Annotated in this window: 10 protein-coding genes; 3 read left to right on the plus strand and 7 right to left on the minus strand. The window is 73.1% G+C overall.

Annotation, left to right across the window (positions count from 1 at the left end; translation table 11 throughout):
• Nucleotides 1–25: 25 nt before the first annotated feature.
• Both uidB and uxaC read left to right on the plus strand, forming a co-directional pair.
• On the plus strand, nucleotides 26–1,432 hold the full coding sequence (gene uidB, locus ACO06A_RS20000; RefSeq protein WP_421733926.1) for a glucuronide transporter: 1,407 nt from the start codon (nucleotides 26–28) through the stop codon (nucleotides 1,430–1,432).
• A 2-nt stretch (nucleotides 1,433–1,434) separates the two neighbouring features.
• Nucleotides 1,435–2,859 (plus strand): glucuronate isomerase, encoded by a 1,425-nt coding sequence (uxaC, locus tag ACO06A_RS20005; RefSeq protein ID WP_421733927.1) that lies wholly within the window; start codon nucleotides 1,435–1,437, stop codon nucleotides 2,857–2,859.
• Here uxaC and ACO06A_RS20010 read toward each other — a convergent pair.
• The 4 genes from ACO06A_RS20010 to ACO06A_RS20025 are packed head-to-tail and all read right to left on the minus strand — an operon-like array spanning nucleotide 2,856 to nucleotide 6,487.
• Nucleotides 2,856–3,692, minus strand: a complete 837-nt coding sequence (locus ACO06A_RS20010) for an alpha/beta fold hydrolase (RefSeq protein WP_421733929.1) — start codon at nucleotides 3,690–3,692, stop codon at nucleotides 2,856–2,858. The two genes, uxaC and ACO06A_RS20010, sit on opposite strands and share 4 nt — an antisense overlap.
• 24 nt (nucleotides 3,693–3,716) lie before the next feature.
• The gene (locus ACO06A_RS20015) at nucleotides 3,717–4,511 is read right to left on the minus strand and encodes an SDR family NAD(P)-dependent oxidoreductase (RefSeq protein ID WP_421733930.1); all 795 of its coding nucleotides are present in this window, start codon (nucleotides 4,509–4,511) and stop codon (nucleotides 3,717–3,719) included.
• A 10-nt stretch (nucleotides 4,512–4,521) separates the two neighbouring features.
• Nucleotides 4,522–5,376, minus strand: coding sequence for a helix-turn-helix domain-containing protein (locus ACO06A_RS20020; RefSeq protein WP_421733931.1), 855 nt, complete (start codon nucleotides 5,374–5,376; stop codon nucleotides 4,522–4,524).
• A gap of 16 nt (nucleotides 5,377–5,392) precedes the next feature.
• Entirely contained in the window at nucleotides 5,393–6,487 is a 1,095-nt protein-coding gene (locus ACO06A_RS20025) for a flavin-containing monooxygenase (RefSeq protein ID WP_421733932.1), read from the minus strand.
• A 71-nt stretch (nucleotides 6,488–6,558) separates the two neighbouring features.
• Between ACO06A_RS20025 and ACO06A_RS20030 the strand changes: the two genes are divergently transcribed.
• Nucleotides 6,559–7,212 carry a TetR family transcriptional regulator gene (locus ACO06A_RS20030; RefSeq protein ID WP_421733934.1) on the plus strand — a complete coding sequence of 218 codons (654 nt, stop codon included), beginning with the start codon at nucleotides 6,559–6,561 and terminating at the stop codon, nucleotides 7,210–7,212.
• A gap of 7 nt (nucleotides 7,213–7,219) precedes the next feature.
• On the opposite strand, the gene ACO06A_RS20035 is transcribed toward ACO06A_RS20030, so the two are convergent.
• The 3 genes from ACO06A_RS20035 to ACO06A_RS20045 form a co-directional block, all read right to left on the minus strand.
• The gene (locus ACO06A_RS20035; RefSeq protein WP_421733935.1) at nucleotides 7,220–9,295 is read right to left on the minus strand and encodes a tachylectin-related carbohydrate-binding protein; all 2,076 of its coding nucleotides are present in this window, start codon (nucleotides 9,293–9,295) and stop codon (nucleotides 7,220–7,222) included.
• A gap of 193 nt (nucleotides 9,296–9,488) precedes the next feature.
• Nucleotides 9,489–10,793, minus strand: coding sequence for a glycosyltransferase (locus tag ACO06A_RS20040; RefSeq protein WP_421733936.1), 1,305 nt, complete (start codon nucleotides 10,791–10,793; stop codon nucleotides 9,489–9,491).
• Entirely contained in the window at nucleotides 10,790–12,952 is a 2,163-nt protein-coding gene (locus tag ACO06A_RS20045; protein ID WP_421733938.1) for a glycosyltransferase, read from the minus strand. Before ACO06A_RS20045 ends, ACO06A_RS20040 begins: the two co-directional genes overlap by 4 nt.
• Nucleotides 12,953–13,202: the final 250 nt, after the last annotated feature.

The raw sequence follows: 13,202 nt of genomic DNA on the forward strand, positions 1-13,202 counted from the left end.
CCCGCGGCCCGACCGAGGAGTCGACATGACCAGCACCGTCGCTGTCTCCGACCCGATCACCCCCAGCAGCGCCCCCGGCACCGCCCCGACGTCCAAGCTCCGGTTCCGCACCTACCTCGGCTACGCCGCGGGCGACGCGGGCAACAACCTGGCGTTCTCCATGACGTCGATGTTCCTGCTGCTCTACTACACCGACGTGGTCGGCATCTCGGCCGCCGCCGCGGGGACGCTGTTCCTCGTCGTGCGGGTCTGGGACGCGTTCGCCGACATCTGGGCGGGCCGCCAGGTGGACAAGACCATGACCCGGTGGGGCAAGTTCCGGCCGTTCTTCCTGTTCGGCTCGCTGCCCCTGCTGCTGCTGTCCGTGGCGACGTTCACGGTCCCCGGCGGGCTGGGCGGCACGGGCAAGCTCATCTACGCCTACGCCACCTACGCGCTGCTCGGCCTGGCCTACAGCCTGGTGAACATCCCCTACGGCTCGCTGGCCTCGGCCATGACGCAGGAGCCCGTGGAGCGCGCCCGCCTCGCGAGCTTCCGGTCGATGGGCACCGCGGCGACGATCATCGCGCTGGCCTTCATCGTGGCCCCGCAGATCAAGAACTCTGACAACCTCCAGCAGTCGCTGACCCTCACCACCCTGCTGTTCGTGGTGATCGGGTTCGGCCTCTACATGCTGCTGTTCTCCACCTCGAAGGAGCGCGTGGTGCGCGACGTCGCCCACGTGACCCTCAAGCAGAGCCTGGGCACCCTCAAGGGCAACCGGCCGCTGCTCATGCTCTGCCTCAGCGCGCTGTCGTTCCTGGTCGGCATGTTCACGCTCCAGACCGTGCAGGCGTACTACGCCCGCGACGTGCTGGGCGACGCCAACTACTTCATCATCCTCACGGTCGTGAGCACCGGCGTGATGTTCGTGGTCGCCGGGTTCATCCCCCGGATCGTGCGCGCCGTCGGCAAGAAGCCGGCGTACATCTCCGCCAGCATCATCGCGATCGTCGCGGCGATCGGCATCGCCCTCACCCCGTCCGACCGTCCCGGCCTGGCCATCGCGTTCTTCGGCCTCTACGGGGTCGGCATGGCGGCCGTGAACACCCTGATGTGGGCGCTCGAGGCCGACACCGTCGAGTACGGCGAGTGGCGGACGGGCGTGCGGACCGAGGGCACCACCTACGCGGTCTTCTCGTTCACCCGCAAGGTCGGCCAGGCCGTCGGTGGTGCAGCCGCGGCGTACGGACTCGGCTTCGTCGGGTACATCGCGCAGCAGGACGTGCAGAGCCAGGCGACGCAGGACGGCATCCGCCACATCGCCGGCTTCGTCCCCGCCGCGTTCATCCTGGTCGGCGTGATCATCATGGTCTTCTACCCGCTGACCGAGACCCGCTTCAAGACGATGGTGGCCGAGGTCGCCGCCCGTCGCGCCGCGCGAGAGGGCTGACCGTGTCGATCGCGACCGCCGAGGCCCTGCGCCTCCACCCCGACCGGCTGCTGCCGACCGCCCCCGAGGTCCGCTCCATCGCGCGACGCCTCTACGACGAGGTCCGGGACCTGCCGATCCTCTCCCCGCACGGCCACGTCGAGGCCCGGCTGCTCCTGGAGGACCAGCCGTTCACCGACCCGACCTCGCTGCTGGTCACCCCCGACCACTACGTCACCCGCCTGCTGCACGCGTCCGGCGTCCCGCTCGACCAGCTCGGGGTGGGGCAGGGCACCCTGTCCCCCGACGCGGCCCGCGAGGCCTGGCGGCTGCTCTGCCGGAACTGGTCGGTGTACCGCGGAACGCCCGTGAAGTACTGGCTGGAGAGCGCGCTGGTCGACGTGTTCGGCCTGGACCTGCGGCCGAGCGCCGAGACGGCCGACGAGCTCTACGACGGGATCGCCGACCAGCTCGCGCAGCCCACGTTCCGGCCGCGGGCGCTGTTCGACCGGTTCCGGATCGAGGTCCTCGCCACCACCGACGACCCGGCGGACGACCTGGCGGCGCACGCCGCGCTCCGTGCCGACCCGTCCTTCACCGGCCGGGTGGTGCCGACGTTCCGGCCCGACAAGTACCTCGAGGCCGGCCGCCCCGACTGGGCCCGGGACGTCCTCCACCTGGGCGCGGTCGCCGGGGTCGACACCGGGTCGTACGCGGGCTGGGTCGCCGCGATGGAGGACCGGCGGGAGCACTTCCGTCGGCACGGCGGGGTGTCCACCGACCACAGCCACGAGGACGTCGGCACCGAGCCGCTCGACGCGGCGGAGGCCGAGCGGATCTACCGCGCGGCGCTCGCCGGCCAGGCGCCGGAGCTCCAGACGACCGCGCTGCGGCGGCACATGCTGCTGGAGATGGCCCGGATGGCGACGGAGGACGGTCTGACCATGACCCTCCACCCGGGCGTCCGCCGCGGTCACCACCGGCCGACGGCCACGCGGTTCGGCCCGGACACCGGTCACGACCTGCCCCTGCCGGGCGCGTTCACGGACGCGCTGCGACCGCTGCTCGACCGGTACGGCACCCACCCGAACCTCACGCTCGTGCTCTTCACGCTCGACGAGTCCGTGTTCTCCCGCGAGCTCGCGCCGCTGGCCGGGTTCTACCCGTCGGTGTACGTCGGGGCACCCTGGTGGTTCCTCGATGCGCCCGACGCCATCCGCCGCTGGCGGTCCGCGGTCTCCGAGACCGCCGGCCTGTCCCGGACCAGCGGGTTCATCGACGACACCCGGGCGATCTGCTCGATCCCGGCGCGACACGACATGGCGCGCCGGCTCGACGCGGGCTACCTCGCCGGGCTGGTGGCGGACCACCGGCTCGACGAGGACGAGGCGGCGGACGCCGTCGTCGACCTGGTCCGCGGTCGGCCGACCGAGGTCTTCGGGCTCTAGGTCGTCGGGCTCTCGGCGTCCTCGGCCACCGGGACGTCCAGGCGCTGTTCGGCGAGCCACCCCAGGACCACGTCGGCGACGTCGCGCCATCCGGCGTCGATGGTCAGCGAGTGACCTCGCCCGGGGAACTCGTGGTACTCGGTGATCGAGCTCGGGTTGTCCTCGTACAGCTTCGCGACCTCGAGGGTCACCGCCTTCGGCACGGTGTGGTCCTCGCTGCCGGAGGTGAGCAGGAGGGGACCGCGGACGGCGTGGTGGGTGTCCACCGCGGCGGGTGAGCTGCGGCGGAAGTTCGCCGTGGCGTCCTCGAAGAGGGGGCGGCCCGGTCCGGGGATCGTCCACGCCTCGAAGAGCGCGTCGGACTCCTCCTCGGTCAGGGTGTTCCCGAAGCTGTACCGGAACTGCTTGGCCGTGAGCGCGACGGTCCGCTTCTTGTTCGCGGGGTTGCCCAGCACCGGGAAGCCGGAGCGCAGCTGGGAGAACGGCAGGGTCTTGACGCCCTTGATGGGTGCCGGGTCGATGGCGACGGCCGCGACGGCGAGGTCGTTGGCGAGCAGCTCCTGCGCGATCAGCCCACCGAACGAGTGCCCGACGACGATCGGCTTCGCGTCGAGCGTCTCGATGTAGTCCGCGTAGTGGTGGCAGATCTGCTCGATCCCGACGTCGTCGAGCGCGTCGGCGGCGGCCCGTGTCTCCGCGACGGTGTCCGCGTCACCGGGCCAGCCCGGCGCGCTGGGCGCGTAGCCGCGCGACTCGAAGAGCTCCAGCCACGGCGCCCACGCGGACGAGTGGATCCAGAGGCCGTGGATGAAGACGACAGGCGTTCTCGACATGGGTGCTCCCCGGGAGTGGTGTGGTCAGAGCTGCTTGGCGAAGCCGCCGTCGATGAGGACGTCGGCTCCCGTGATGTTGCCCGCGCGGCCGCTGGCCAGCAGCAGGACGAGGTCGGCGACCTCGTCGGGCTCGGTGAAGCGCCCGGTGGAGAACCCGCCCGCGTCCGCGATGATCCGACGCCGGGCTTCGTCGAAGGAGACGCCCATGCTCGCCGCGACCGTCGCCGCGACCCCGTTCTCCCCGAGCCACAGCGGCGTCGAGACCGGCCCCGGGCTCACGGTGTTGAAGCGCAGGCCGCGTGGCCCGAACTCCTTGGACAGCGACTTGGACAGGTTCCAGACCGCGGCCTTGGTGGCCGAGTAGTCGATCACCCCGGGATCGGGCAGGTAGGCGTTGACGGAGCAGATCGTCACCACGGTGCCCGCGCCCCGGGCCAGGAGCAGGGGGATCGCGGCACGCGTCGTGCGCACGGCGGCCATGAGGGTGAGGTTGAGGGTGCCCAGCCAGTCGTCGTCGCTGACGTCCAGGAAGCCGGTCGTCCGCGGGGTCACGGCACCGACGTTGTTCACGAGGATGTCGAGCCCGCCGAAGTGCGCGGCCCGGGACACGAGCTCCGCCGGCGTGTCCGCATCGGCGAGATCGACAGCGACGGCAAGGACCTGCCCGGTGTCGGACAGCGCCACGAGCTCGTCCGTGATCGTGCGGGCGCCCGCGACCACGTTGACCCCCTCGCCCACCAGTGCGCGTGTGACGGCGAGACCGATGCCCTTGCTCGCACCCGTGACGACTGCGACCTTGCCCGCCAGATGGAGGTCCATGCGGGGGACGCTAGACCTCCGGAATGTCCGGTTCCTGGCCCTGCTGGTCCCCCCCAGCGCCCGCCAGCCGCTCCATCGCTGCGGCGCTGGGCGAGCTGGGCTCCGCGAAGTAGAGGAACAGCGACTGCCCGGCGGTGCCGACGACGGACAGCCTGAGATAGCTCAGGGTGAGCGTCCCGACCCGCGGGTGCCGCAGGACGTGCACACCGTCCCCGGCACGATGGACGTCCTGTCGCTCCCAGAGCTCCCGGAACTGAGCGCTGCCGGCGGCTCCGTCTGCGACGAGTGCCTCCAGCCGGGCGTCCCCCGCCCCTGCCTGCGCCGCGCTCCGCAACAGGGCGACGGACCGGGCGGCCAGCCCGTCCCAGTCCGCGTGGAACACCCGTTCCGACGGGTCCGTGAACAACGAGAGGACGCTGTTGACGCCGACGCGGAAGTTCGGGTTCAGCCGCCGCGCCAGGGCGTTCGACGCCAGCACGTCGACGTACCGACTGTGCACGACGGCGGCGGTGAGCGGCCACGAGTCGATCAGCCACAGCGTCGCGTCCCGGACGACGTCACCCGCGACGCCTGCGTCGGGGCGCTCCGCCGGTCGCGCGAGCGCGTGCAGGTAGTCGGTGGCGACCGTGTCCAGGCGCAGGGCCCGCGCCAGGGCGTCGAGCACCTGGGTCGACGGGTTGGCGTCGCGCCCCTGTTCGAGACGGAGGTAGTAGTCCGTGCTGACGCCGGCCAGGATGGCGACCTCTTCGCGCCTCAGCCCGGGTACCCGGCGCAGCCCGGCACCGACGGCCAGGCCGACGTCCTGCGGCTGCAACCGTTCGCGCCGCGCTCGCAGGAACTCACCCAGCCGGCCCGCCGCGGTCATACGCGCACGCTAGCGGCTACGCCGGCACCGCGGCCGTCGTCTCGTGACCGACGCGGTCGGCGAGATGCCGGGCGACGAAGGCCGCGTCCGCGCCGACGCCGTTGATCATCGACGACGCCAGGGCGTGCTGGAACACCAGGCCGAGGAAGTACAGCCCCGGCTCCGAGGTGACCCCTCGGTCGTGCGTCAGGGCGCCCGCGTCGTCGCGCACGGGCAGGTCGATCCAGCTGTGGTCGGGGTCGAAGCCGGTGCACCACACGATCGTGGAGACGTCCAGCGTCCGGCCGTCGTCGAGGGTGGGCAGCCCGTCGCTGACGCCGGTGGTCCGGGGCACGCGCTGGACGCCCGCGGCCGCGAGGTCCCGGGACTTGACGCGGATCAGGGGACCGCTGTGGGCGAGCACGTCGGCGCGGGCGCGTCGACCGATGGGGGTGCCCGTCGTCAGCACGTGGCTGAAGGCCCAGAACGCGAGCCGGTTCAGTGGCCGCGCCAGGGGCTGCTCGATCCGCCACGGGATCTGACCGGGGTGCCGGCCGGACAGGAAGGTGCGATGCGTCGCCGCCAGCTCCAGGGCGATGTCCGCCCCCGAGTTGCCGGCCCCGACGACCAGCACGCCGCCCGACCCGACCTGGTGCGGCCCGCGGTAGCTGCCGGCGTCGAGCTGCACGACGTCCGGGCGCACGGACGAGGCGAACGCCGGCACGCGAGGCACGCGGTCGAACCCCGCCGCGACCACGACGTTCTGGGCACGCCAGGTCCCGCCGTCCGTCTCGACGAGCAGGTGCTCGCCTGACCGCGACACGCGTCGCACACGGACGCCCGTGCGCACCGGGACGCGCAGGTCAGCCGCGTAGTCCTCCAGGTAGTCGGCGAACGCGTCCTTGGTCGGCAACGACCACGGGTTCCCCGGGAACGGACGACCGGGCAGGCCGTCGTAGCGCGCAGGGGTGAACAGCCGGAGCGAGTCCCACCGCTGACGCCAGGAGTCGCCGACCCGTGCACCTCCCTCGAGGACCACGTGCGGCAGTCCGCGCTCGGAGAGCTCGTGGCTCGCCGCCAGGCCGGCCTGACCGCCGCCGACGACCACGGTCTGCACGTTCTCGACACTCATGCCGCTCCCTCGTCACCGCTGCTAGTCTTCATCCGAAGCACCTTCGGACGAATACGTGAAGGGTAGGACGGATGCCACGGGACGTCAACGACACCCGGCCGTACCACTCGCCCAAGCGGGCCGAGCGGGCCGCAGCCACTCGGTCGGCCGTGCTGCGCGCCGCGCGCGACCTGTTCCTGAGCGAGGGGTACGCCGGCACGACCGTCGCCGCGGTCGCCGCCCGGGCCGAGGTCGCCGTCGACACGGTCTACGCCGTCGTCGGTCGCAAGCCTGCGCTCCTGCGCGAGGTGGCAGAGGCGGCCATCTCCGGGACGGACCACGCAGTGCCCGCCGCGCAGCGCGAGTACGTCCGGCGGATCCGGGAGGCGTCGACCGCCGGCGAGAAGATCGCGATCTACGCCCGCGCCGTGGCCGAGATCCAGGACCGGCTCGGGCCCGTCTACCTCGCGCTGCGCGAGGCGGCCACGTCGGATGCGGACTGTCAGGCCCTCTGGCGGACCATCTCCTCGCGACGGGCGGCTAACATGCGGGACTTCGTCGCGGACCTCCGTGCGACGGGTGAGCTGCGCACCGATGTGTCCGACGACGAGCTGGCGGACCTCGTCTGGAGCACGAACGGCCCCGAGCACTGGGCCCTCCTCGTACACGAGCGCGGCTGGACCACCGAACGCTTCGAGGCGTCCTTGGCCGACACGTGGACCCGGACGCTGACCGACGCCCGGTGACGCCCGTTCAGCGGACCGGGGACGGCTCGCGCGGCAGCAGGGCGAACACGGTGCTGAAGGCGTCCCACCCGGTCCCCACGTCGACCGGGCCACGCCACTGGACGGCTCCCGTGCGGTACCCGTCGTGGCAGAACCACCGCAGCGTCCCGTCGGGCATCACCGCGTAGATCACGCCGGCGCCTCGGCTGAACACCTGCGTGACGTCCGCCCACCCCGAGCCGACGTCGACCGGTCCGGACCACGCCCCCGGGGAGTCGAGCCCGCGACCGTCGACGAACCCGTCGTGCCGGTACCAGCGCAGAGTGCCGTCCGGCATCACCGCGTAGATCACGCCGCCGCCCGTCGAGAACAGGTGCAGCGCCGTTCCCCACCCAACGCCGACCTCCCGCGGACCGGACCAGGAGCCGGGGGTCTCGAGGCCCTCCCCCGAGGCCACACCGTGGTGCCGGTACCAGAGCAGCCGCCCCTCGGTGTCCACGACGTAGATCACGCCGTCACCCCCGGAGAAGACGCGGGCGGCGTCGCCCCACCCGTGCCCCACCTGGCGCGGTCCCGCCCAGCCGTCCGGCGAGCCGAGGCCGTCCCCGGTGTTGAAGCCCTTGTGCTCGTACCACCAGAGCCGCCCCTCGGTGTCGATCAGGTACAGGGCGTCCCCACCGGCCGGGAACACGTGCGCCGCCGTCCCCCAGCCGACGCCGACGGTCGCCGGGCCACGCCAGGTCGCGATCCCGCCCCCCGTCTCGGCGCCGTCGTGGCGGTACCAGAGGAGGTCACCGTCTTGCTCGACGGCGTAGACGAACGCCGGGACGACCGTCGGTCCGGACGGGAAGCGGGGCTGCTCCTTGAGGCACTCCTGGTACAGGGCGCTGACGCGCCCCAGCATGTTGGCGTTCGGCACACCGAACCCGGAGTTGGCGAGGATGACGAGCTCCATGTCCTCGGGCAGGAACAGGGCGACCGAGTGCTGGATCCGCACCCCGTCGACCCACCACCCGGTCTTCTCGTAGATCACCCCGGCCCGCGTCGAGATGACGGAGTCGACGCCGAACGTGCGGCCCAGCATCACCTCCGCAGCGGCCGGCGGCAGGATCGTGCCGGCGCGGCGCAGCGTGCCCATGACACGGAGCAGCTCGTCGACCGACAGGTGCCACCCCACACCGCCCACCCAGGAGCGGAGGTCGCCCGAGGCGAACCCGGGGATCTTCCGCGGGAACGGGTAGCCGAGGGCGTGGCCGACGCGGTAGCCGAGCTCGGTGCCGGACACGCCCGCCGGGCCCATCACGTTCTGCTCGACGTAGGCGACGTAGGCGTTCAGCGTCGCGGAGTCCCAGACCACGTCGTCGAGGCCGAGGCCGACCCGCAGCGCGGGCGAGACGTCGCCATTGACCGTCGCGACCAGGATCCGGCAGAGCCCGAAGTTCAGGTTCTGGTACAGGTACGCGGGTGCGACGGCGACCCCGTCGGCGACGCGGGACTTCATCAGGGGGAAGTCCGAGGCCGTCGTGGCTGCCGTCCCCAGTCCCGACGTGTGGGTCATGAGCTGGGCGAACGTGATCCGACCGACGTTCGGACCCTTGACCCAGTAGTCGGGCAGGTACGCCGCGACGGGGGTGCTCGCCGCGATGCCGTGCTCGGCGAGCACCCGGGTCATGGCGATCGCGGTGACGAGCTTGCTGCAGCTCGCCACGTGCATCCGTTCCTGGGTGGTCCACGGCACGGCGGGGACCCCGGCAGTCGAGTCGCCGGCCATCCGGGCGTCCTGGACCGAGCCGGAGAACACCGTGCGGCCCCCCTGCCGGAGCTCGTAGGCGCACCCGGCCACCGACGCCCACAGCTCCGAGCGGAGGGCGCTCTCGAAGGCGCGGACGTCGAGGTGGTACGGCGTCGGGAGCGGGATCCGCGGGGGCGCCGTGACGCGCACTCCCGTCAGCCCGAGGTCGGCGACCACCCCGGCGATCTGCGGGCTCAGCTCGTGCACCGCCACCTGGTCGACGTCGAGCGCGACGTCGCCGATGCCGTCGATCCCCGCACCGACGAGCTCGCGAAGCTGCGCGACCTGGTGCTGATCCAGTGAGTACGCCATCGTCGGACTCCTCGGGCGCGCCGGGAGACGAACCTCTGGACGTCCGCACACCGAGCAGGGCGCGCCTCAGGGCGGGGTGCGAAGGACCGGACGGCCCGTCCCAGCCTGCGCCGTCGAGGTGCTCGCGGTCCAGCAGTTTGTCCCGATCTGCCCCGTGGTCGGCGTGCCGGGTGCACGCAGCTGCCGCGGTCGACTACCGCCGGCCGGCGGTCACTGCCCGCAGGGCCCTGGTCGGTCCCGGCTGCACGTCGAGGCCGCGCGCTGCGGCTTCCAGCGTCCGGGCACCGGGACCGGACAGGACGAGCAGCCTCTCGATCGCATCCCGGAGCTCGGCCACCGTGGCCGTGTTCGGGTCGAGCGCTTCGCCGACGCCGGCCCGCTCGACAGCCGCCGCCCCGGCGAACTGGTCGGTCGAGAACGGCAGGACGAGCAGCGGGGTGGCCGTCGCGACGGCCTCGGTGACCGAGTTGTTGCCGCCGTGCGTCACGGTCGCGACCGCTGCCCGCAGCAGACGCACCTGCGGCAGGTACTCGCGGACGAGCCAGCTCGCGGGCAGCTCGCCCAGCTCCGTGGCCGGGGTGGACCCGGTGGCGATCGCGGCGCGCACTCCCGCACCACGCAGGGCCGCGGCCACCCGCGCGAGCACGTCCCCACGGACCGACAGGAAGCTGCCGAAGCTCACGTACACGAAGGGCTCGCCGCTGCTGAGCCAGGTGTCCACCTCGGTATCGGCGGGCTCGGCGCGCAAGGAGCCGCCGAGGTACTCGTGAGGCGGGAGAAGGGCAGCCCGGTCCGGGTCTGCGAGCTCTTCGGGGTAGTTCAGGAGCACGAGCGGACCGTGCTGCGCGAACGCGTCGTGCACGGCGGGCAGACCCGGGTCCAGCTCCGCCGCCGCGGTGTTCCACTCGGCGGTGAACCCCGCCGCGACCCGGCGGCACAGCAGCTCGAGCTGCTGCATCTCGTCAGGGTCCGGGTGCAGCGCCCGCGGCCAGGCGGGTGGGCACCCGTACACCTCCTGCCCCACGGGCAGCGCGGTCGGGTGACCGAGCACCACGTCGGCGTGCGGGACGTCCGCGGCCCAGAGCGCCAGGCGCGCGCTGTAGGCGAGGTGGTCCACCAGGACGGCGTCGGGGCGCACCCGGTCGATGACGTCGAGCGTCGCCCGGGCCTTCTCGACGGGCCGCCATATGAGGTCCACCAGCCGTTCGCGCGCCTGGTAGGTCAGGGTCGGCACCATCCCCCGCCGGGTGGCGTCGAAGAAGCCGCGCAGCGAGTCCGCCTCGTCGCCGGGCTGCTTCTCGGCGCGGATCACGCCGGGGTTGGACCCGCGCCCGAGCTCCAGCGGGACGCGCTCGTAGCCGGACGCCTCGACGATCCCCGCAGTGGCCGGCCCGGACGCGACCACCACCCGCTCCCCCGCGTCCTGCCACGCCGCGGCCAGGGCGGCCAGCGGGAGCAGGTGGGAGGCGTAGTCGGGGCTGATGACGAGCAGGGTCATCCCGCGCCGACCAGGGACGGGCGCGCGGCGAGCTCGTCGGCCACGACCCGCGCGTAGACGTCGTCGAGCATCCGCGCCATGCGCTGGATGGTGAAGCTCTCCTCGACCGTCGCGTGCGACCGCTCGGCGCGCCGGTCGTCCGTCTCGGCGAGCGAGGCGGTGAGCGCCGAGTCGATCGCGTCGGCGAGTCGATCGGCGTGCCAGGTCGCGGTGAGGAAGCCGGTGTCCCCCTCGACGACGTAGGTGGCAGGTCCGCCGCCGTCCGGCGCGACGACGAGCAGGCCGGACGCCATGGCCTCGAGCAGGGCGATGCCGAACTCCTCCTTGAGGCTCGAGCACACGTAGACGCCCCGGGGTGCGCTCAGCCCGGGCAGCCCCGTGCGGGCGGCGGCGACCCAGCGGGCGACGACGTCGTTGGGTCGGTGACCGGGCAGCAGCAGCCCGGCGGCCGCGCGCCGGTCGGGCGGGACGACCGCGTCCATCAGGTCCAGCTGCTCGCGCTCGTCGGCCGACGGGCGGTCCAGGTCGCCGCCGACGACCAGCAGGTTCGCGCGCTCGCTCAGCCCGCCCCGGGCCCACGCCTGCACCAGGGTGGCCATCCCCTTGACCCGGTGCAGCCGGCCGACGCTCACCACCAGCGGGAGACCGCGACGAGCGACCGGCAGCGTCTCGACGATGGCCCGCAGCTCCGCCAGGGCGCCGGACGCCGGGCCTCCAGCGACATGGCCCTGCGCCTCGGCGACGGCGCGGTCGACCACCTGGAGGTCCACGCCCTCGGGCACGACGGTGTGCCGTTCGGGGTGCGCGGTGAGGTCGATTCCCACGAGCTCGCGCATGTCGCGCTGGAGGGTGGGGCGCGGGAACAGCACCGTGTGCGACGCGTTGGCCGCGAGGCGCTGCACCAGCCGCACCCGGAACCAGAAGTGCTCCGCCTCGTCGACGATCCCGAAGTTCGCCCGCGTGAGGCGCCCGGCCAGGTCGAGCGACCGGATGACGGCGTGCGGGTCCGGCGCGACCGTGAAGACGACCGGGATGTCGAGCTCGCGCGCGACGTCCGCCGCCGCGAGGCTGCCGACGTCCGCCATGCGCAGGTGGAGCACGTCGACCCCGCCCGCGGCGCGCAGGAGCCGGCGGATCCCACGGCGGGCGGAGACCCGCAACGACCAGGCGGTCGCCGAGGGCGAGGAGTCCGGCTGGAGCGGCACCCGACCGTAGAGGTGGCCGGAGGCGTGCAGTCCCTCGAGGTCCGCGGCCGCCTGGGCCACCGACCCGCGCGACATGGTCAGGACGCGCGTCACCGGGGTCGGCTCGTCGGTCCCGGGCGCGACGAGGGCGTCGCCGAGGCGCACCAGCAGCGTGGCGATCCCCCCGTTGTCGCCGACGCCCGCGGCGCTGAGCCCGGCGTCGATGTCGGCGTGCAGGAACAGCTGGGCCACCGTGAGCCCGTCGCGCGCGGACTCCCGGTCCGGTGACGTCTGTGCGGCGATGTCGACGAGCGCGAGACGGGCCACGTCCGCGAGGGCGTCTGCTCCGCACGCCAGACCGTCGAGCAGCGCGAGGACCGCGTGGTCCCCGGGACGCCGGCCCAGCGAAGCGACCGCGGCGGCGCGGACCTGCTCCGCCTCGTCGTGGTCGGCAGCGAGGGCGAGCAGCGGTCGGACCGCGATCACGTGCCGGACCAGGCCCAGGGTCTCGACCACCCGGGCGCGCGCGGCAGGGTCGCGCACGCCGAGCAGCGCCGTCTCGAGGCCCACGGCGACGGGCTCGGGCGCGCCGGTTGACCACTGCTCGAGCGTCCGCTGCGCGAGCATGCCGCCGAATCCTCCGTCGGCGGTCATCCCGATGAGGCGCGCGACCGCCTCGGCCCGGGGCAGGGCGGACCCGAGCACCCAGGCGGCGTGCTCCCGGACGAAGAGGCGCTCGCTCGAGAGGAGCCGCACGAGCGCACGGGAGGCCTCGTCGTCGGCGATCGTGCCGAGCGCGTGCACGGCGGCGATCACGACCAGCTGGTCGTCGTCGTCGAGCGCGGCCGTGAGCACGCGGAGGGTGCGCACGCCCGGGTCCCGGCTGCTCTCGAACGCGAGCTCGTCGGCGAGCCGCATCGCGTCGACGATCTGGTCGGCCGCGCGCAGCGCGTCGAGCGAGGTCTGGATGCCCACAGGGGTCCTCCACATTCCTGACGACAGGGGGACGACGCAGCTGCTCGCGACACGGCCGATGCTAGATCGGCTCGGGACGACCGGCCTGTCGAGCGGGGACAGGCCTGGACGTCCGTCCCCGACACTGCTTCGTCCCGCCCCAGCAGGACGGATGCACACCGGTCCGAGACTTAGGTCACATTCGACGGCGAAAGGCGGCCCTAGCCTGCAAGAAAAGGCCGACGCACGTCACGAACGGGGATCCCGTGCT

It is taken from the genome of Cellulomonas sp., from assembly GCF_965229465.1.
Taxonomy (GTDB): domain Bacteria; phylum Actinomycetota; class Actinomycetes; order Actinomycetales; family Cellulomonadaceae; genus Cellulomonas.